This is a genomic window from Dermacoccus nishinomiyaensis (assembly GCF_900447535.1).
In the GTDB taxonomy this organism is placed as follows: domain Bacteria; phylum Actinomycetota; class Actinomycetes; order Actinomycetales; family Dermatophilaceae; genus Dermacoccus; species Dermacoccus nishinomiyaensis.
In genome coordinates this window covers 1219044-1239451 of record NZ_UFXX01000001.1, presented here as the reverse complement: position 1 = coordinate 1239451, position 20408 = coordinate 1219044, and the positions used below count along the sequence as shown (strand labels likewise).

Annotated in this window: 16 protein-coding genes; 11 read left to right on the top strand and 5 right to left on the bottom strand. The window is 70.3% G+C overall.

Annotated features, from left to right (window positions below; all coding sequences use genetic code 11):
- Positions 1-20: 20 nt before the first annotated feature.
- The 6 genes from DYE07_RS05860 to DYE07_RS05835 all read left to right on the top strand — a co-directional run bounded on the left by DYE07_RS05860 (position 21) and on the right by DYE07_RS05835 (position 6339).
- The gene (locus tag DYE07_RS05860) at positions 21-782 is read left to right on the top strand and encodes a demethylmenaquinone methyltransferase (protein WP_074045793.1); all 762 of its coding nucleotides are present in this window, start codon (positions 21-23) and stop codon (positions 780-782) included.
- Positions 779-2101: a geranylgeranyl reductase family protein gene (locus DYE07_RS05855; protein WP_062258392.1), complete on the top strand. Its 1323-nt coding sequence runs from the start codon at positions 779-781 to the stop codon at positions 2099-2101. Before DYE07_RS05860 ends, DYE07_RS05855 begins: the two co-directional genes overlap by 4 nt.
- A 22-nt stretch (positions 2102-2123) precedes the next feature.
- Complete coding sequence (locus tag DYE07_RS05850) at positions 2124-3152, top strand: polyprenyl synthetase family protein (RefSeq protein WP_115296537.1); 1029 nt, start codon at positions 2124-2126, stop codon at positions 3150-3152.
- Between the two features lie 148 nt (positions 3153-3300).
- Positions 3301-3897, top strand: coding sequence for a TetR/AcrR family transcriptional regulator (locus tag DYE07_RS05845; RefSeq protein WP_062258326.1), 597 nt, complete (start codon positions 3301-3303; stop codon positions 3895-3897).
- The gene (locus DYE07_RS05840) at positions 3894-5045 is read left to right on the top strand and encodes an alanine racemase (protein ID WP_115296536.1); all 1152 of its coding nucleotides are present in this window, start codon (positions 3894-3896) and stop codon (positions 5043-5045) included. Before DYE07_RS05845 ends, DYE07_RS05840 begins: the two co-directional genes overlap by 4 nt.
- Positions 5038-6339 carry a D-arabinono-1,4-lactone oxidase gene (locus tag DYE07_RS05835; RefSeq protein WP_115296535.1) on the top strand — a complete coding sequence of 434 codons (1302 nt, stop codon included), beginning with the start codon at positions 5038-5040 and terminating at the stop codon, positions 6337-6339. Before DYE07_RS05840 ends, DYE07_RS05835 begins: the two co-directional genes overlap by 8 nt.
- Before the next feature lie 528 nt (positions 6340-6867).
- Here the strand turns inward: DYE07_RS05835 and DYE07_RS05830 are convergent.
- The 5 genes from DYE07_RS05830 to recC form a co-directional block, all read right to left on the bottom strand.
- Entirely contained in the window at positions 6868-7077 is a 210-nt protein-coding gene (locus DYE07_RS05830; RefSeq protein WP_115296534.1) for a hypothetical protein, read from the bottom strand.
- Positions 7078-7128: 51 nt separating this feature from the next.
- Positions 7129-8046: an EamA family transporter RarD gene (gene rarD, locus DYE07_RS05825; protein WP_006946240.1), complete on the bottom strand. Its 918-nt coding sequence runs from the start codon at positions 8044-8046 to the stop codon at positions 7129-7131.
- A 69-nt stretch (positions 8047-8115) separates the two neighbouring features.
- Positions 8116-9984, bottom strand: coding sequence for an exodeoxyribonuclease V subunit alpha (gene recD, locus DYE07_RS05820; RefSeq protein WP_115296533.1), 1869 nt, complete (start codon positions 9982-9984; stop codon positions 8116-8118).
- A complete protein-coding gene (locus tag DYE07_RS05815; protein WP_115296532.1) occupies positions 9981-13364 on the bottom strand; it encodes a UvrD-helicase domain-containing protein in 3384 nt (1127 codons plus the stop codon). Before DYE07_RS05815 ends, recD begins: the two co-directional genes overlap by 4 nt.
- Positions 13361-16798: an exodeoxyribonuclease V subunit gamma gene (gene recC, locus DYE07_RS05810; protein ID WP_172462954.1), complete on the bottom strand. Its 3438-nt coding sequence runs from the start codon at positions 16796-16798 to the stop codon at positions 13361-13363. The genes DYE07_RS05815 and recC overlap by 4 nt, the downstream gene beginning before the upstream one ends.
- A gap of 282 nt (positions 16799-17080) precedes the next feature.
- Here recC and DYE07_RS05805 point away from each other — a divergent pair, with 282 nt between their 5' ends.
- The 5 genes from DYE07_RS05805 to DYE07_RS05785 are packed head-to-tail and all read left to right on the top strand — an operon-like array spanning position 17081 to position 20365.
- Positions 17081-17452, top strand: a complete 372-nt coding sequence (locus DYE07_RS05805) for an NADH-quinone oxidoreductase subunit A (RefSeq protein ID WP_006946140.1) — start codon at positions 17081-17083, stop codon at positions 17450-17452.
- Positions 17453-17464: 12 nt separating this feature from the next.
- Complete coding sequence (locus tag DYE07_RS05800; protein WP_115296530.1) at positions 17465-18214, top strand: NADH-quinone oxidoreductase subunit B; 750 nt, start codon at positions 17465-17467, stop codon at positions 18212-18214.
- Positions 18211-18780 (top strand): NADH-quinone oxidoreductase subunit C, encoded by a 570-nt coding sequence (locus DYE07_RS05795; protein ID WP_038567011.1) that lies wholly within the window; start codon positions 18211-18213, stop codon positions 18778-18780. The genes DYE07_RS05800 and DYE07_RS05795 overlap by 4 nt, the downstream gene beginning before the upstream one ends.
- Complete coding sequence (locus DYE07_RS05790; protein WP_115297088.1) at positions 18777-19733, top strand: complex I subunit 1/NuoH family protein; 957 nt, start codon at positions 18777-18779, stop codon at positions 19731-19733. The genes DYE07_RS05795 and DYE07_RS05790 overlap by 4 nt, the downstream gene beginning before the upstream one ends.
- The gene (locus DYE07_RS05785; RefSeq protein WP_083603994.1) at positions 19730-20365 is read left to right on the top strand and encodes a NuoI/complex I 23 kDa subunit family protein; all 636 of its coding nucleotides are present in this window, start codon (positions 19730-19732) and stop codon (positions 20363-20365) included. The genes DYE07_RS05790 and DYE07_RS05785 overlap by 4 nt, the downstream gene beginning before the upstream one ends.
- The last annotated feature ends 43 nt before the right edge of the window (positions 20366-20408 follow it).

Here is a 20408-nt window from a genome sequence, read left to right as displayed (position 1 = left end):
GCGAGTGCGAGAATGGCCCCATGAATCGTGCTGGCCTGGACAAGCGACCCAGCGATGTCGCGCGCATGTTCGACGACGTCGCGGCGCGTTACGACATCATGAACGATCTGCTCTCCCTCGGCCAGGACCGTCGCTGGCGCAAGCAGGTGCTGACGGCGCTCGACCCCAAGCCGGGCGAGATCGTGCTCGACATCGCCGCAGGCACGGGCACCTCGTCGGAGCCCTTCGACGCCGCGGGCGCCCACGTCGTGCCCGCCGACTTCAGCCTCGGCATGCTGCGCGAGGGCAAGAAGCGCCGCGCCGATCTCGGGTTCACCGCCGCCGACGCGACGAAGCTGCCGTTCGCCGATGCCTCGTTCGACGCCGTCACGATGAGCTTCGGCCTGCGCAACGTCGTCGACGTCACGGGCGCGCTCGCCGAGTTCGCGCGCGTGACGAAGCCCGGCGGGCGCCTGCTGATCTGCGAGTTCAGCCACCCGACGAACGGGCCGTTCCGCCGCGCCTACACCGAGTACCTCATGCAGGCGCTGCCGCCCGTCGCGCGCGCCGTCAGCTCGAACCCGGAGAGCTACGTCTACCTCGCCGAGTCGATCCAGAGCTGGCCCGCGCAGCGTGAGCTCGCCGAGCAGATCAAGACGGCAGGCTGGGCCGACGTCGAGTGGCGCAACCTCACCGGCGGCATCGTCGCGCTGCATCGCGCGGTCAAGCCCGCGGCGAAGAATGCGCCGAAGAACCAGCAGTCGAAGAACCAGCAGGTGAAGAAGAAGGGCGGCGCGGCGTGAGCGACGCCGTCGGCACGCGCCCCGAGGCGGCGATCGAGAGCGCCGACGTCATCGTCGTCGGTGCCGGCCCGGGTGGTTCGACGATGGCCGCGTACCTCGCGCAGGCCGGCCTCGACGTCCTGCTGCTCGAGAAGACCCGTTTCCCGCGCGAGAAGGTGTGTGGTGACGGGTTGACGCCGCGCGCCGTCAAGGAGATCGACGCGCTCGGCATCCCAACGCCCGAGAGCGAGGGGTGGATCCGCAACAAGGGGCTGCGCCTCGTCGGGCGTGGCATGCGTCTGCAGGTCGACTGGCCCGACGAGGGAGCCTTCCCCGCCTACGGTCTCGTGCGCACGCGCCAGGACTTCGACGACATCCTCGCCCAGCACGCCGTCGCCCAGGGCGCGCGGTTGCTGCAGGGCGTCAACGTCACGGCGCCCATCGTCGAGAACGGCCGCGTTGCCGGCGTCGAGGCGAAGCTCCTCGGCGAGGACGGGCGTGCCACCGGCGAGAAGGCGACGTACCGTGCCCCGCTCGTCGTCGCCTGCGACGGCAACTCGAGCCGCCTGGCGCTCGCCGTCGGCCGCCAGAAGCGCGAGGACCGGCCGATGGGCGTCGCCGTCCGCGCCTATTACACGAGCCCGCGCACGCACGACGACTACCTCGAGAGCTGGCTCGAACTGCCGTCGACGAACGAGCGCGGCGAGAAGATCCTGCTGCCCGGCTACGGGTGGATCTTCGGCGTCGGGGACGGCACGAGCAACGTCGGCCTCGGCATCCTCAACACCTCGAAGGCGTTCGGCAAGACCGACTACCGCGAGGTCATGCGCCGCTGGGTCGCGACGATGCCGCCCGAGTGGACGTTCGGCGACGCGACGATGGTCGGCGACATCCGCGGAGCGGCGCTGCCGATGGGCTTCAACCGCACCCCGCACTACGCCGACGGCCTCATGCTCGTCGGCGACTCCGGCGGCATGGTCAATCCGTTCAACGGTGAGGGCATCGCGTACGCGATGGAGGCCGCGCGCCTCGGTTCGAGCGTCGTCGCGGACGCGTTCGGCGCCGCGAAGAACGGCGGCGACGTCGCCCGCGAACGCATCCTCGCCACCTACCCCGACGTCATGAAGCAGGCCCTCGGCGGCTACTTCACGCTCGGACGCCACTTCGCCACGATGATCGGTAATCCGCAGATCATGAAGCTCGCCGTCACGTACGGTTTGCCGCGCGAGGACCTGATGAAGATCATCGTCAAGGTGATGGCGAACCTCGCCGACCCGGGCGGCAAGAGCGCCACCGATCGCCTGTACACCGTGCTGACCCGCCTCGCGCCCAACGCGTGAACGGCCCAGGAAGAGTTGAACCATGAGTGCTGAATCCGCGCGCACCTCGAGCGCCCAGTCGGTCGCGTCCGCGATCGTCCCGGACGCCTCGGCGGAGCTGAGCGACCGCCTCGTCGACGGGCTGCAGCGCGTCAACGCACGCCTCGACGTCATCGTCGACCACGACAGCCCGCTCGTGCGTGTGGCCAGCCACCACCTCGTGGACGCCGGCGGCAAGCGTTTCCGCCCAATGCTGACGTTGCTCACCTCGATGCTCGGCACCGGCATCAGCGACGAGGTCGTCGACGCGGCGGCCGGCGTCGAGCTGACGCACCTCGCCTCGCTGTACCACGACGACGTCATGGACGAGGCCGACATCCGCCGCGGTGTGCCGAGCGCCAACGCGGTGTACGGCAACTCGACGGCCATCCTCATCGGCGACCTGCTCTTCGGCAAGGCATCCGAACTCATCGCCCACCTCGGCCCGGAGGCCGTCATCCTGCAGGCCCGGACGTTCGTGCGCCTGTGCGCCGGCCAGATCGAGGACGAGCGTCAGACACCCGACGGCGCCGACCCGATGGAGTACTACCTCAAGGTGCTCGCCGACAAGACGGGCGTCCTCATCGCCGCCGCCGCGCAGTACGGGGCGATGTTCTCCGGCTGCGACGAGCGCACCGTCGAGGTGCTGGGCCGCTACGGCGAGCTCGTCGGGCTCGTCTTCCAGCTGAGCGACGACATCCTCGACATCGCGAGCGAGGCCGAGACGTCCGGCAAGACCCCGGGCACCGACCTGCGTGAGGGCGTCGCGACGCTGCCGACGTTCTACGTCAACGCCTCGAGCGACCCCGCCGACGCGCGCCTGAAGGCACTGCTCGCGAGGCCACTGACGGACGACGCCGAGCACGCCGAGGCCCTCGAGCTGCTGCGCGCGCACCCCGCCATGGAGCAGGCCCGCGCGCACACGCTGACGACAGCGCGCGAAGCCGCCGCTCTCATCGACGAACTCGGCGAGGGCGAGGTGCAGGACGCGCTCAAGGAGGTTCCGCTGAGCGTCGCGACGCGTTCGGCGTGACGGACGCCGGTGCGGGGACGTTGAGACCACGTGCTGACACCGCGTTCCGTCCCGAGGCGTGAACGCCGGGTGTTCAGCAGGTGACCATCTGGGTGTCGAATGTGGTGCAAGACACATGTCCAGTTGAGGGGGCGTTAGAGTCGCAGTTATGCCTCGGCTAGACATCGAAACGCGACGCGCGCAACTCATCCAGGCGGCCGTCGCGATCGCCCTGCGGGACGGCCTGGACAACACGACCGTCCGCCGTATCGCGACGGAGGCGGGCGTCTCGCTCGGCACCGTCCACTACTGCTTCGACAGCAAGAAAGCGCTGCTCGAAGCCATGGTCGAGTCGATCGCGACTCGCGACATCGAGGCGGCGTCACTGCCGTTGCCGGACGACGTCTCGCCCGTCGACGCCATCCGCGCCGCGTTCCGCTACTACTGGTCGATCAGCGGTGCGCAGGCGGACCGGCAGCGACTCGTCTACGAACTCGTCGCCTACCTCGTGCGTCAGGAAGACTCGGGCCCCGAGCTCGCGCGCCGCATCTTCGCCACGAACTACGCGATCGTCCACGACTTCGTCGAGACCTTCCAGACACGCTGGTCGAACGACCTCGGCATCCCGACCGAGGTCGTCCAGCGCATGGTCATCGCCATGACGGACGGCGTCGCCCTCGCCTGGCTCGCCGACGGTGATGACGACAAGGCGCTCGCCGTCCTCGACGCCTTCGCCGGCCTGTTCGCCGACCGAGTGTCCGCGTGAGCGTCTTCGACACACCGTTGGGGCCGATCGGGGCGCCGACGGCCGTCCTCGACCGCGCAGCGTTCACGCGCAACCTGACGGCGCTACGCGACGTCGCGGCCCCCGTGCCGCTGCGCATCGCGACGAAGTCGATCCGCGTGCGCTCGCTCATCGAGGAGGCGCTGCGCCACGACGGCTGCAGCGGTCTGCTCGCCTACTCGGTCGCCGAGGCGCGGTGGCTCGTGTCTCACGGGCTACGTGATGTGCTCGTCGCCTACCCGAGCGCCGACGTCGTCGCGATGCGCGCCATCGCCGACGACGAGGACGCACGCGCCACCGTCACGCTCATGGTCGACTCGCCCGAGCACGTCGCGATGATCGCGCGCGGCGCCACGCAGGCGGGGGTCGTGCTGCGCGTGGCCATCGACGTCGACATGACGTTCAAGGTCGGTCCGTTCACCGCCGGCGCGCACCGGTCCGACGTGCGTACGCCCGAGGACGCCGTCAGCCTCGCGCAGTGCATCGAGCGGACGCCGGGCGTCGAACTCGTCGGCTGCATGTTCTACGAGGCACAGATCGCGGGCGTGCCCGATTCGACGCCCGGTCACCGCCTCATGAAGTGGGCGTCGATGCGCGAGATCGAGGGCCGCCGACGCGCCGTCGTCGACGCCCTGCGGGCGTACTCCGACCTCGAGATCATCAACGGAGGCGGCACGGGATCGGCGCACATCAGCGGGCGTGACGGCGTGCTCGGCGACATCGCCGTCGGCTCCGGTCTGTTCGCGCCGCGTCTGTTCGACGGCTACCGCGCGCTGCGCACCGAACCGGCCTGCTGGTTCGTCTCACCCGTAGTGCGCAAACCCGACCCGCAGACCGCCGTCACGTATTCGGGCGGCTACATCGGCTCCGGGCCGCCGTCACGCTCGCGGGTGCCGGTGCCCGTGCATCCGCGTGGGCTCAAGTACTACGGCCAGCTGGGCGCGGGGGAGGTGCAGTCGCCGCTGCACGGAGCGTCCGCGCGCGGGTTGAGCATCGGCGACCACGTGTGGTTCCGCCACTCCAAGGCGGGTGAGATGTGCGAGCGGTTCGACTCGATCCTCGTCGTCGAGAACGGCGCCCTCGTCGACGAGGTCGCGACCTATCGGGGAGAAGGGCAGAACTTTGGCTGAGTGGAGCAACTGGGCCGGCAACGTGACGGCGACGCCGCGCGAGGTCGTCACGCCGCGATCACGCGACGAGGTGGTTGCGCTCGTGCGGCGCGCCGCGGCGTCGGGCGGGCGTGTCAAACCGGTCGGTGCAGGGCACTCGTTCACGGCGATCGCCGAGCCCGTCGACGTCCAGGTGCGTCTCGATGCGCTGAGTGGCATCGTCGTCGACGAGGCGACGAACCGAGTGCGCATCAAGGCGGGGACGCACCTGTACGACCTCGTCGAGCGGCTCGCCGAACACGGGCTCGCGCTGCCCAACATGGGCGACATCGACCGTCAGACGATCGCGGGGGCGGTCTCGACGTCGACGCACGGCACAGGGCTCGGCTGGACCGGGTTCGGTGGCGCCGTCGTCGGCGGCGAGATGGTGACGGGCACCGGCGAGGTTCTGCGCTGGAGCGATGGCGGGGAGAACGCCGACCTCGTGCCGGCCCTCGCCGTCACGCTCGGGGTGCTCGGGGTGATCACCGAGGTCGAGATGCAGTGCGTGCCGGCGTTCACGCTGGCCGCGACGGAGGGCCCGTCGACGATGACGGCGGAGTTCGCCGGCCTCGGCGCGACGCTCGCCGAGATCGACCACTACGAGTTCTACTGGTTTCCGCACACCGACAAGGTGATGACGAAACGCAACGTCCGCAGGGGCGGTGACGCGGCGGTGAAGCCGCTGCCGCGCTGGAAGGGACGACTCGAGGATCAGTTCCTGTCGAACACCGTCTTCGGGTGGCTCAACGAGCTCGCGGTGCGACGGCCGTCGCTCGTGCCGCGCCTCAACGGCATCTCCGCCTCGACGCTGTCGGCGCGCGAGTTCTCGGATCGCTCGCACGCCGTGTACGCCTCACCGCGAACGGTTCGGTTCCGCGAATCGGAGATGGCCGTGCCGCTCGAGGCCGCAGAGCCGATCCTGCGGGAGATGCAGCGGTGGGTGGAGCGCACCGCCGAACCCGTCGCGTTCCCCGTCGAGGTGCGCTGGGCTGCCGGTGACGATCGCTGGATGTCGACGGCCAACGAGCGTGACAGCTGCTACATCGCCATCCACCAATACGTGAAGGCCGACCACCGCGCCTACTTCGCGCACTTCTGGGACGTCGCCCGCGAACTCGGCGCGCGCCCTCACTGGGGCAAGATGCACGACTACGACGCCGACTACCTGCGCTCGGTCTACCCGCGTTTCGACGACTTCGTCGCCCTGCGCGATCGTCTCGACCCGCAGCGGGTGTTCGCCAACCCGTATCTGGAACAGGTGCTCGGGGCCTGACGGCTGGGCGCACGGGGCCGAGCCGGGCCGAACACGAGCGAAATCGGTGGGATCGAGCGCTGCAGTGCTTGATCCCACCGATTCGCTCGATCGTGGTTGGTTGTCCACAGGGCGACGTCGTTCGCCCAGCACGCCGTGCCCTCGATGGGCGACAGTGTGAGAGTGAATCCGCCACCCGAGCTGCTGCGGCAGCGAATGCAGCACGGACCCCATCATCTGCACGTGAGTGAACTCGCCACCCATGGGCTGACGCATGACCACGTCCGACGCTGGGTCCGTGACGGTTGGCTCGAATCGCTCGGCAACGGCAGCTATCACATCGTGACGCCGCCGACGTCCGAGAATCCGGCGGTGTGGCGCCGCGAATTGGCGCGACGCCGTGTTGCCGCCACGCTCACGGCACTGCCAGACGTGCTTGCCCTCTATGACCGTCGCAAGGGGGGTGAGCATGGCGCGCGTCGTCGTCGATCTCGCGGACGCCCGGGTCGAGTCGCCGGGGGAGAGCCGGCTGCGCTGGTTGTGCCACACCTACGGGATCGCCTTGGAGCCGCAACACCCGATTCGCGACGAGACGGGCCACGTCTTCGCCCGGGCTGATTTCCGGGTTGCAGTACTCGTGTCCTCATCGAGTTCGACGGGCTCGGCAAGTACGACAGCCCGCGCGCCCTGCAGGCCGAGAAGCTGCGTCACCTGCGTCTTGAGCGTCTTGGCTTCATCGTCGTGCGGTTGACGTGGCATGACCTCGCTGACCCGGCGCGCGTCGGCGCCATGATCCGAGTGGCTGCGTGTTCAGGCGGCGGCTGCGACGCGTCGGGCGCGGCGGCTGCGGGTGGCGTGCTGCAGCGAGTCGAGCGTCAGGGCGACGAGGGCGAGCCACACGAGGCCGAAGCCGACCCAGCGTCCGGCACTGATGTGCTCGCCGAGTACGAGCACGCCGCACAGCAACTGCATGATCGGCGTCATGAACTGCAGCAGCCCGATCGTCGTCAGCGGGATGCGACGGGCAGCGGCGGCGAACAGCAGCAGCGGGATGGCCGTCGCGACGCCGCTGAAGGCGAGCAGAACGCTGTGCGAGACGCCGTGCCCGCTCCACGTCAGATCCTTCGACGGCAGCACGAACAGCAGCAGCGCGGCGGCCAACGGCGCGAGGACGACGGTCTCCGCTGTCAGCCCTTCGAGGGCGCTGAGGTGGCCGCCGATGCGCTTCTTCATGAGGCCGTATGCGGCGAACGACAGCGCGAGGGAGATGGAGATCCACGGCGGGCTGCCGTAGTCGATCGCGAGGTAGACGCACGCGACGACACCGATCGCGACGGCGAGCCACTGCAGACGCCGCAGCTTCTCACCGAGCACGAGGACGCCGAGCATCACCGTCACGAGAGGGTTGAGGAAGTACCCGAGCGCGGCCTCGGTGACGTGGCCGCTCGTCACGGCGACGACGTAGATCGTCCAGTTCGCGGCGATGAGGAGCGCCGCGATCGTGATGGCGCCGAGCCTGCGCGCGTCCCTGAACAACCCGCCCAGGAAGCCCAGATTGCGGGTGATCGCCAGCAGGACGAGACACAGCAGCAGCGTCCACAGGATGCGATGGCTGAGGATCTCCCACGCGCCCGCCGGTTCGAGGGCATGGAAGTACAGCGGAAACAGACCCCACGCCAGGTAGGCGAGGAAGCCGTAGATCGTGCCTTGGCGCTGCTCGTCAGCCACGCTTCTCCATCGGTCGTCGGGCCGGGTGATCCCGGCGGGGCAGGTGACACCGGTCAGTGCATCAGAAATCTATCCATTCTCGGTTTTCGTCTCGCGCTGGATGTTCGTCTCACGCAGGCGCCGCGCCAGCCCTGACGCTCGGCGCACCGGGGTGCGCACCGCGTGCTCGATGGCGTCGTCCGTGCCGACGACGGTGAGGTGCGCACTCGCGCGGGTCAGCGCGGTGTAGAGCATCTCGCGCGTCAGCAGCCGCGAACTGACCGGCGGCACGATGACCGTGACGTGCTCGGCCTGGCTGCCCTGCGCCTTGTGCACCGTCATCGCGTGCATCGTCTCGACGTCGGCCAGGCGCCACGGTGAGAACTCGGTGCGTTTCTTCGTCTCCTCGCCCGCCTTCTGCCCGCGGTCGACGAGGACGACGAGGTGCCCGCCCGCGTCGATGACGACGCCCGTGTCACCGTTGAAAAGCCCGAGGCTCGGGTCGTTCTTCGTCACGATGACGGGCCGGCCGACGTACATGCGGCCCGCCACGATGTCGACGCCCCGATCGGCGAGCGAGGCCTCGACGAGGCGGTTCCAGCGGGCGACACCGTACGGTCCGGTGCGGTGCGCGCACAGGAGACGGTGGTGACGCAGGGCGCCCAGCGCCGCGTCACGATCCCCGGCAGCGGCCGCCTGACGCAGCTGCCACGCCGATTCCGCGACGTGCGGCAGCGCGGCCAGGTCGACGTCGCCCTCGCTGAGGTGTTCGACGTCGCCGCGCCCACCGCGCAGCACCGCGGTGACGCCCGCGACCTGTTCGTCCGGCGTCGGCGCCGCGAAGGCCAGCGCGAGATCGCGGCGGGATTCGCTGAGCCGGTGATGCGTCGTGAGGCGCACGATCTGCGCGTCGTCGAGCCCGGAGACGAGGTCGCTCAGCACCGAACCGGCCTCGACGGATGCGAGCTGATCGGGGTCGCCGACGAGGAGCAGGCGCGCCGTCGGCTTGAGCGCTTCGAGCAGGCGCGCCGTCATCGCGAGCGACAGCATCGACGCCTCGTCGACGACGACGAGATCGTGCGGCAGCGGGTTGCTCGCGTCGTGCACGAAGCGCTGCGAGTTCGTGCGATCCCACCCGAGCAAGCGATGCAGGGTGATGGCGTCGGGGGCCGCGTCGGGGCTGACGCCGTTCTCACGCAACGACTCCGTCATGCGCGCCGCCGCCTTGCCGGTGGGAGCCGCGAGCGCAAGGCGTAGGTCGGCTCCGAGCCCCGCGTGGGCGGCGCGGATGATCGCAGCGAGCGTGTAGGTCTTGCCCATGCCCGGGCCACCGGTGAGGACGGTCAGCGATCGCGTCAGGACCGAGTGCACCGCTCCGCGCTGCGCGTCGTCGAGCGCGATGCCGGCGATGGCCACGTCGGCCTCGGCCTGCGACTGCGTGGTGAGGGGAGCCAGCAGTGATTGCCGCTGTGCGATGAGGTCGGCGATGAGGTTCTCGTCGCGGTCATGACGATCCATGATGAGCAGCGGCGGATCTGCGGCGTCCGCGCCGTCGCCGCGCACGTGCACGACGCCTTGGTGCGCGAGCGCACTCGCACGCACGAGATCGGCGAGGGCCGCAGGGTCGGGCACGGCGATCACCTCGGCGAGCGTCATCACCGCGAGGTCGACCTCGTCCTCCTGGTCACGCGCGACCTCGGCGCCCGTCGTGGCGACGCCTGTGAGGTCGAGCGCGCTCGATCCTTCTCGGGCCGCGCGTACGGCGAGAGCGAGCAGCGCGAGCGGCCACCCGTCGGGTTCACCCACGGCGCGGGCGATGCGACGGGCCACGAGTTCGTCGCCGCGGCTGACGAACTCGTGCTCGGCGAGGACGTCGAGTGGGTGGCGTCCGTCTGCGCGACCCGCGTCGGGTGCGACAACCGCCGATTCGGGCGCAGTCTCGACATGGTGGTTGGTCATCGCAGCCTCCCTCGCTCGCGACCGTCGATGATGGCGGACAGCGCGACGACGAGCGCTGCCGGTGGGCGCCACGTGAAGACGCCGAAGGGGGTGTCGTCGTCACCGCGGGGCGTGTCAGCCCCCGCCATGCCACGCACGTAGAGATACATGACGCCGCCGAGGTGGGTCTCGGGGTCGTAGCCGGGCAGGCGCCAGCGCAGGTAGCGGTGCAGGACGACGGCGTACAGAATTGCCTGCAGCGGGTAGGACGAGTGATTCATCGCCGCGGCGAGGGCCTCGGGGCCGTAAGCAGACAACGTGAGCGGGGCATCCGGATCACCCAGGCGGTTCGTCTTGTAGTCGACGACGAAATAGCGCCCGCCGTGACGGAACGTCAGGTCGATCGAGCCGGTCAGGTACCCGCGCAGCGTCTCCTCGCCGAGCAGGGAGGCTTCGAGGTGGTCGGCGTAGGGACGCAGCGGGTCGTCTTCCGGCAGGTGACGGCGCAGGACGTCGGCGAACGCACGCAGGGTCGCCCGGGCGTGGGGGGTGTCACCGCCACCGAGGGGGATCTCGAAGTCCATCTCGGCGATGCGGTCGCTCGTTGCGATCCGACGCAGGCACACGTCGTCGGCCAGGGGCCCGAACGGGGTGGCGAGCACCCCGCGCAGCGCTTCGACGAGGGCGTCGACGTCGACGTCGGCCGGCCAGCGCAGCTGTTGTTCGACGATGTGCCGGTGCAGCTCGGCGTCGAGGTCGTCGGCCTGGAAGTCGGCCTCCTCGAGCACACCGTGCACGAGCGAGCCGAACGTCGCGCCGAGCGGCTGGTCGTGCATGGGGGAGAGAGCGTCAGCCCCCAGGACATCGGGCGCCGACGGCGCCTGCGGCAGCGCGAGGTCGACGTCCGGGTCGAGCTGGGCGCCGACGGCGTCGGGCTCGCTGACGACGCCCGCCAGCTCGTCGGCGCGCTCGCCGGCGGCCGACAGCGCGGAGTACGACGTGCGTCGCCAGGACGTGTCGACGAGGCGTGGGTCGAACCGTGAGAGGTTCATCTCGTCGCTCGAGACGGCGACGTGAACGGGCGTCGGCTTGGCGCCGGGCACGACCTCGGTGAGGGTGAAGGCCCGGTGTTCAGCCCAGGTCTGGAGGGTCTCGAACAGCTTGTCACCGCGCGGCAGGCCGTTCTGCTCGGTCGTGGTGATGACCTCGCTGCGCTTGTCGCTCGTGCGGCGCGTCAGCAGTTCTCCCAGCGACGCGGGGTCGGCGGCCTGACCGAACAGCAGCCGGTGCAGAGCGCTCTTCGAGGTACTGCGTGCCGTCGGTGCCCACCACAACACCACCTTGCTCTGCGCGCGCGTCATCGCCACGTACGCGAGGCGCATCTCCTCGCCGGAGGCCTCCTCGTGCGATCGCGACGCGTTGATGACGCCCGGATCGAACGAGACGACACGGCCCGCCTCGGTGTAGACGATGTCGGGAACCGAGCGGTCCTTGTCCCATCGGTTCCACAGCGTCGGCGCGAAGACGACGGGGTACTGCAGCCCCTTGCTCGCGTGGATGGTCGACAGTGTCACGGCCTGCGCGTCGGAGTCGAGACGCATGAGGCGCGCGTCGGCGGTGACCTTGGCATCCGCGGCGCTCTGCTCCTGCACCCACGCGACGAGCGCCGCGATGCCGCCGCCGGTCGCGAGCTGACGCTCCGTCAGCAACTGCGCGCAGTGCTCGATGTCGGTGACGTCGCGTTCGCCGCCGACGCGGGCGAGGAGGCGTTCGAGCATGCCGTGCGCTCGCAGCGCATCCACGACGGCGGGGATGCCGCCCTCGTCGAACTGCGCCGCGAGCGCGTGGACGAGTTCGGCGGATTCGTCGGCGTCGGCCGTCTCGAGTGCGTCGATGCGGGCGACGTCCCAGCCGATGAGGGGCGTCAGGCACGCCGCTCGCACGCGCTGCGCGCGATGGGGTTGTTCGAGGGCGAGCAGGAGCTCGAGCCACCAGGCCCCGGCGCTGCTGCGCAGTACGGAGTCGCCACTCATCATCACGGCGGGGATGCCGGCGGCACGCAGCTGCTCGCGGACCTGGAGCAGCTGTGCGTGGGTGCGCGCGAGGACCGCCATGTGGTGCGGCGCGAGCGGCGCGTCGGCGAACGTCGTCCCGCTCGCCAGCAGCTCGCTGGCGCGCACCGCGAGGTCGTGCGCGACGGCGCTGCGCGCGCCAGCTGCGGGCAGCGGGTCACCGTTGACCCAGCGCATCTCGATCGGCGCGGCGTCGCCGACGAGGCGGGACGTCTCGCGGTCGGCGGTGACGGGGTGCGCGACGATGCCGGGCGAGAGCGTCACGTTGCCCATGAGGCGGCCGAGGGCGTCGACGAGCGGGCCGTCGCTGCGGTAGTTCGTCGGCAGCGTCGAACGGTGCTCGGCGGTCTGCGACGCCCGCAGGTAGGTGTGGACGTCGCCGCCGCGGAAACCGTAGATCGCCTGCTTGGGGTCGCCGACGAGGATGAGGGAGCGGCCCGCCTCCGAGAACGCCGTCTGGAAGACCTCCCATTGCACGGGGTCGGTGTCCTGGAACTCGTCGACGAGCACGACACTCCACCGCGCCCGCATCCGTTCGCGGGCGATCGACGGGGTTGCACGCAGTGCGGTGCGCAGGTCGACGAGCAGGTCGTCGTACTCGAGGATGCCGGCGCGGCGCTTGCGGCGCGCGTACTCGTTGCGCAGCGCCTCAGCGAAGTCGATGACGGCGCGTTGGCTGTCGTCGGCGGGCGCGTCGAGGGCGGCGCCGGTGTTCGTCAATACGCAGTGGCCGATGAATCGTGCCCGCTCGTGCGAGAGGTCGAACGACGGATCCTGCGCGCGGCGGGCGACGTAAAGGTCGTCGATGACCTCGTCGCGCAGGCCGGTCGTGTCCTCGACGAGCGTCGCGAACGAGTCGGAATCGCCGGCGACGCCGAGGCCCTTGAGCACGTCGTGGCAGAACTGGTGGATCGTCGCGATGAGCGCCGAGTCGAACGACGCGAGCGCCCGGGCGAGGCGGTCGCAGCGCTCGGCGAGCATGCCTGGGTCGTCGCTGCGCAGGGCTGCGACGAGGACGCCGTCGTCGTCGCGGGGCGCCTGCCGCAGCCGCGTGAGCACGCGTTCGAGCTGTTCGCGCACGCGTTCGCGCAGTTCTTGGCTGGCGGCGCGGGAGAACGTCACGACGAGCAGTTCCTCGAGCGGTAGCCCCTCCTCGGCCACGAGACGGGTCACGAGGGCGCTCAGCGTCCAGGTCTTGCCCGTTCCGGCGCTCGCCTCGATGAGGGTCGTGCCGTGCGGGATGGGCGCCGTGACGTCGAACTGCACGGACGGCGGCGGCGCGGGTGCCCCGAGCGGGTTCGTCGCGACGGGTGCTGGGGTCTCGGTCATCGCCCGATCGGTCCCTTCTGGTCGAGCAGCGGCATCCACAGCCGTTTGCTCCGGTCGATGAACACGTTGCCCGCATTGAGCCGGTCGAGTGAGGGCACCTGTGGCGCGTAAACGCGCTGCCACCAGGGGTCGTCGCGTTCTCCCTCGCGATCGAAGGTGCCTTCCCAGACCGGGCGGGCCTTGCTCGCCCCGACGTTGAGGGCGAGTTCTTCGGTGGCGTTGCGCGAGCGTCGCCCGGTGCGGTAGCCCTCGATGAACGCGAGCGACGTCTTCGCCGGCACCGGCAGGGGCGCGCGCAGACCGTCGAGGCGCAGGGCCGCGAGGTCGGTGAGCGCGCCGAGCGGGTCATCGGGTGCGGTGAGGCGGCACTCGCCGTACTTGCCGCGCACGGCGGCGCTCCACTCCTGCCCAGGACGCGAGGCGGCGACCGCGAGGACGCTCACCCAGGCCCGCGCGAGGTGCCGAGCACTGACGGAGCTGTAGTTGACGATCTGGATCTCGTCGCCGATGACGTGCGGGACGACACCCGTCAGCCGGACGGAGGCCGGCCCGCTCGGCCCGTTGAGCGTGAGGGGGATCGACACGTCGATACTGCGTCGCTCACCCGGCGGCAGGCCCTGAAGGATGGCGCCGACCTTGCGCGTGATGTCGCCGATCTTCGACGGCAGCGGGCTCGGTGGCAACGCGCCACTGTGGCTCTCCTCGGCGCTCGCCTGCTCCAGCGGCACCCCGCTGAGGGTGCGACGCAGGAGGCGATCGCCGACGGCCCACTGTTCGAGCGGGTCGAGGTCGATCGGTAGCGCATCCTCGGTCTCGTCGGCCTCGTACGTGACGCCCGTCTGCAGCCGGTCGGACAGGAACGTGCGGGCCGGGTTCTCGATGAACCTCACGAGCTCGTCGAGGGTGACGTCACGGGGTTCGCGGGCCGGCAGCAGGCCGGTGAGCAGCGGCGGCAGCGAGGTCTCGTCGGCGACGTCGCGTCCGCTCTCACGCGCCTGCCGCAACGAACGCGCGCCGGCGAGCGCGGCCGCGTCGTACGAGCCACCCGGCAGGGGTGAACTGAACGTGAAGTTGCGTTCGTCGAACGGTTGCAGCGGGTGGACGAACTCGAAGGGGTGACGCTCGGCGTCCTCGGGGGTCGGCGCGCCGGTCGCGGCGGCCGCGGCGATGAGCTCCTGCAGCGGGACGGCGGGCGGGCGGCGAGTGCCGTCACGCTCGTCGAAGCCCGAGTAGAACGCGATGAGGTGCTTGCGCGACGCCATGACGGCATCGAGGAGCAGTTGCCTGTCCTCACTGCGCGGGTCGCGCTCGCCGAGATGAGGGTCGCGAGCGAGCGCGTCGTCACCGTCGGCGACGAAGGAGCGGGGGAAGCTCTCGTCGTCGAGGCCGAGCAGGATGACGGCCTGGTGCGGCACCGAACGCATCGGCGTCAGCGTGCACACGCTGACGGCGCCGTTGCGGAAGTTGCTGCGCGACGGGCGCGGGCCCCAGCGCTGCTCGAGCATGACGCGCATGTCGGTGAGGCGCAGACCGGTGCGGGTGCTGCCCTCGGCGAGGAACGCCAACTCGCGCTCGAACGCTCCGAGCTGCCACGCCTCGTCGCGTGACGGAGCAGCGACGGCGCCCACGTGACGCCGCAACCAGTCGAACCATTCCTGCGGCGTGAAACTGCCCCGGGTAAGGTCGACGCCCGCTGAGCTCGTGCCGCGCACGGCCTTGGCGGCCGCCGTCACCTCCGTCATGAGGGTGACGAAGGCGCTCGCCGTCTCGATGTCGGAGGTGCCCAGATCGTCGATCGGCAGCAGGGCGCCCGCCGGAGCTTCTGTGTCGGCGCTCATCGCGACGCCGAGTGCGAGCCGGTCGAGAGCCAGCGTCCACGTGTTGGCCGGCATTTCGAGGAGGCCGTACTCGCGGCGGTGCTCGGCGTCGTAACCCCAACGTGCACCGCTCGTGCGCACCCACCGGCTGATGCGGTCGAGGGCATCCGTGTCGAAACCGAACTTCTGGCGCACGGCGGGCAGGTGCGCGAAGTCGAGCACCTCGGATGCGGTGGCGCGCCCGCCGGCGAGGCCGAGCAGTCTCAGGGCCACCTCGGCGAGGGGGTTGGTGGCGGCGAGGCCGCGGTCGGCGAGCTGCACGCGCAGACGCCGACCGGGATGGTGCGCGCCGTCGTCGTCGACGGAGGCGAACGCCGCCTTGATGAGCGGCGCGTACGTCTCGACGTCGGGGCACATGACGACGATGTCGCGCGGCTGCAGACTGCCCTTGGACTCGTCGAGCAGCCACAGCAGCGTCTCGCGCAGTGCGTCGACCTGACGGGCCGGGCCGTGACAGGCGTGAACCTGGAAGGAGGTCGTGTCGTCGATGGTCGAGACGGCGCTCGGGGCGCGGTTGGCGCGGATGTCGGCCTGCAGCTGCTCGAGGCGCGTGCCGGCAGCAGCCCCGCGCGAGGATCCCTCACCGGCAGGCCCCTGCCCAAACGGGGCGGCCGCCGGTGCGCTCGCGTCCTCGACGTCGCGTCGCAGCAGCGTCAGTTCGAGTTCGCGGATGTCACGCCCGAGCGTGGCGAGCAACGGGTGCTCCGCGGCGCGCGCGCTGTCGTCGTCGCGGCGCCGGAGGCCGCCGGAATCGAGCTGGCGCAACCGCTGCCAGAGGGCGTCGCTCGGGTGCGGCAGCCACAGGTGCGTCTCGTGACGTGCGGCGATCGCTTCGAACAGGTCGAGTGTCGCCGTCGACACCCGCGTGTAGCCGAAGAAGTTGACGCGCCGCGGCAGGGACAGCGTCAGCGTGCCGTCGCGCAGGCTGGTGCACACGCGGTCGAGCCGCGCGACGGGCGACTCGTCGATGCCGTGCGCGCGCGCCACGTCGAGCACGTCACGCCACAACCGGGGCTGCCACGCGAGGTCGGGCGCGACGTCGCCGCCGGCACCGCTCTCCCAGGCACGAACGAGCGCGGGACGCTCGTCGCTGTAGCGCGCGAACAGCCCCGCGAGGCGCCGCGCGACCGCGTACCGACGAGACTGGCGGGCACGGTGGAACCACGCGTCGTTCTTCGACGCGCCGCCGGGCAGCGCATCGGCCCCGAGGTGGTGGGCGAGCGTCTCGAACCCGGGGCGCTGCACGGCCGCGTCGACGGCTTCGAGGACGAGCCAGGCGAGCCGGTCGGGGTGCCACGGGTCGTCGAACTCGCGCTCGAGGGCGAACGACATGAACGAGTACGGCGTGTGGACGCTCAGCCCGGCGCACACCCCGTCGTCGCCGATGTTCGCGCCGAGCTCGTGCGCGAGACGTTGACTCAGCCAGCGCTCGACGCCGGGGGAGGGCGCGATGACGAGTTCACGGTCGAACACGTCGAGCGGATCGCTCGCGAGGAGCGAGCCGAGCTGCTCGGCGAGCGCGGTCGGGGAAGCTTCCCGATGCAGGATGAGTGCCACGTCACAGACAGTAGACGCTGCCTCCGACAACCGCGGGATTCCGGGGTTCTTGCGTCCCATCGGCGACATCGCACCTGCCGGCAGGAGCCTATGAACGCCACGGCTGCGGGTGTGGGCCTTCAGCCTCGACGAACCCCCGTCGGTAGCAGGGGCAGACAGGCTCCCCACTCCATCTGTGAGAGGGCAGCCGCACGATGCCCGGCGTCACCGCAGAACGCCCACAGGCGAGACACACGCGCCAGCCTCGCGGGCGCAGGTGGCGCGCCCCGATAGGCTGGGCCGGTGAATTCCGGTCTGCTGGGCTACCTCGTCGTGCTCGGCGTCACCCTCGGGGGCGTCGCGCTCTTCGTCGCTGCCATGGTGGTCCGTCGTGTCCTCGCACCGCGCGTGCCCAGCCCGACGAAGCTGACGACGTACGAGTCGGGCGTCGACCCCATCGCCGGCAACTGGCAGCAGTCCGGTTTCCGGTACGTCGCGTTCGCGTTTCTCTACGTGGTGTTCGCCGTCGACGCCGTCTACCTGTTCCCGTGGGCGCTCGTCCTGCGCACGAGCGGTCTCGGCGTCGCTTCACTGTTCGAGATGGGCATCTTCATCCTCGTCCTGCTCGTCGGCCTCGCGCATGCCGCGCGCCGGGGCCTGCTGGCCTGGCTGTGAGGTGACCCGACGATGACCGACGATTCCCGCACGCCCGCCGCCGACGCGACCTCCCCCACGGCAGGGCCGATCGAAGCCACCGCAGCGCCCGCCGTCGACCTGCCGATGCCGACGGTGCGTCCCCACGTCGGCATGGCGCAGGAGCATGCACCGAAGCCGATGCGGCTCGTCCTCAACTGGGGGCGCCGCTACTCACTGTGGGTGTTCAACTTCGGCCTCGCCTGCTGCGCCATCGAATTCATCGCCGGCTCGATGTCGCGCCACGACTTCATCCGCCTCGGCGTCATCCCCTTCGCGCCGGGCCCACGTCAGGCCGACCTCATGGTCGTCTCCGGCACCGTCACCGACAAGATGGCGCCCGCCGTCCGTCGCCTCTACGACCAGATGCCCGAGCCGAAGTACGTCATCAGCTTCGGCGCGTGTTCGAACTCCGGTGGGCCGTACTGGGATTCTTACTCCGTGACGAAAGGCGTCGACCAGCTCGTGCCCGTCGACGTCTACGTGCCAGGTTGCCCGCCGCGCCCCGAAGCGCTGCTGCAGGGCATCGTCACGCTGCAGAACCAGATCGCGCAGGAGAAGCTGACCGGCGAGAGCATCATGTCGCGCCTCAACCCGTTCTCCACCAAGCGCCGCAGCGCCGCGTCCGTCCAGCGTCCGCTCGTGACGAAGCCGGGGCACGACGTCCCCTCGAAGAAGACGACGGGCGCCACCAAGGCCGACGCCCCGACACCCGACACCCCCACGACCGGTGATGACGCATGAGCCGCGAACCGCGCCGCGTCGACGTCGCGCTCGACGAGTGGATCGCCACGCATGAAGCGCACCGCGCCGACGGCTACACGTTCTTCGACTTCGTAACCGCCGTCGACGAGACCGATCGCGATCTGCCCGACAAGCCGGCCGGTTTCGACCTCGTCAGCCACCTCTATGAGATCGGTGACGGCGACGTCCCCGGCGTGCGCGCGAGTGTCATGACGCGCGCACGGGTGCCGCTCGCCTCGGGTGACGACCCGGCGCACGCGCCGAGCCTCACCGGCCTGTGGCGCGGCGCGGCATGGCACGAACGTGAGACGTTCGAGATGTTCGGCATCGTCTTCGACGGGTTCGACGACGGCACGGGCGCCGGTCTGCGCAAGCTGCTGCTGCCCGAGACGTTCATCGGCACGCCGCTGCGAAAGTCGTTCGTCCTCACGGCGCGCGCGAGCAAGGAGTGGCCGGGCATCAAGGACCCCGGCGAGTCCAAGGGTGAGAGCCCTCGCGCGGGAGCGGCGAAGCGCCGCAAGGTCATGGCGCCGGGCGTCCCCGACGACACGTGGGGGCCGCGATGAGCGTTCTCGACGTCACGTTGCGCAGCGTGGCCGTGCTCGCCTGTTTCATGGTGCTGCCGCTCGTGCTCGGCCAGGTCGAGCACAAGGTGATGGCGCACATGCAGGGGCGCCTCGGCCCGATGGAGGCCGGCGGTTTTCACGGGTGGGCGCAGCTCGTCGCCGACGGCGTCAAGTTCGCGCAGAAGGAGGACGTGACGCCCCGCGCCGCTGACCGGGGCGTGTTCAAGCTCGCGCCGGCGGTGTCGATGTTCAGCTATCTGCTGGCGCTCGCGGCCATCCCGTTCACGCCGAGCCTCGTCGCCGGTGACCTGCCCGCGTCGCTCGTCTACGTACTCGCCGTCTCCGGCATCGGCACGGTCGCGACGCTCATGGCAGGGTTCGGTTCGGGCAACAAGTACGCGACGCTCGGCGCGTTCCGGTCGGCCGCGCAGCTCGTCAGCTACGAGGTGCCGCTCATCCTCGCGTGCGCGTCGTTCGCGATGGCTGCGGGTTCGCTCAGCATCTCCGGCATCGTCCACGAGTGGCACCCGATCTGGTTGCTGTGGCAGCTGCCGGGCGCGTTCGTCCTGCTCGTCGCGATGACGGCCGAGCTGCAACGCCCGCCGTTCGACATGCCCGTCGCCGACTCAGAGGTCGTCATGGGCGTGATGACGGAGTACACCGGCCTGCGTTTCGCGCTGTTCCTGCTGAGCGAGTACGCAGGCATCGTCGTGATGTCGGCACTGTTCGCCGCGCTATACCTCGGCGGGTGGAACGGCCCGTTCGAGGGCGCGCTCGGGTTCGTGTGGATGCTGCTCAAGACGGCCGTCGTCGCCTTCGTCATCTTGTGGATGCGCATGAGCTGGCCGCGGCTGCGTGAGGACCAGCTGCAGCGTTTCGCCTGGTTCGTGCTCGTCCCGCTCGCACTCGTCCAACTCGCTCTCACCGCGGCAGGAGTGATCTACACCGCATGACTCAGCCTCACGAGAACGACGCGTCCACCTCGGGCGACGCGACTCCCGACGCCCCGCGCGATCTCGGTCGCCACGTCCACCCGCTGCCCTCCTCCGGGCGTGAGGCGGGTCCGATCCGCGGCCTGCTCGCCGGGATGCGCACGACTGCGCGCACGATGACGAAGAAGACGTCCGTGCAGCAGTACCCGGACGTCAAGCCCGACCTGCCGCCTCGCAGCCGCGGCGTCATCGCGCTGCTCGAGGAGAACTGCACCGCCTGCATGCTGTGTGCGCGCGAGTGCCCCGACTGGTGCCTCTACATCGACTCGCACAAGGAGACGGTGCCGAGCGAGGCGCCCGGTGGGCGCGATCGTCAGCGCAACGTCGTCGACCGGTTCGCGATCGACTTCTCCTTGTGCATGTACTGCGGCATCTGCATCGAGGTCTGCCCGTTCGACGCGCTGTTCTGGAGCCCCGAGTTCGAGTACGCGACGAACGACATCCGCGACCTGCTGCAGGAGAAGGACGAGCTCGGCGCGTGGATGCGCACCGTCCCCGCGCCGCCCGATCTCGACGACGGCGCACCCGGGGCCGCCGAGGTGGCTGCGGCGAGCAAACCCGCACGCGTGCAACGACGTCGGCCGACGCAGTGAACGCGAGCACCACGACGACGCGGGCCACCGCCCGCCACACCGA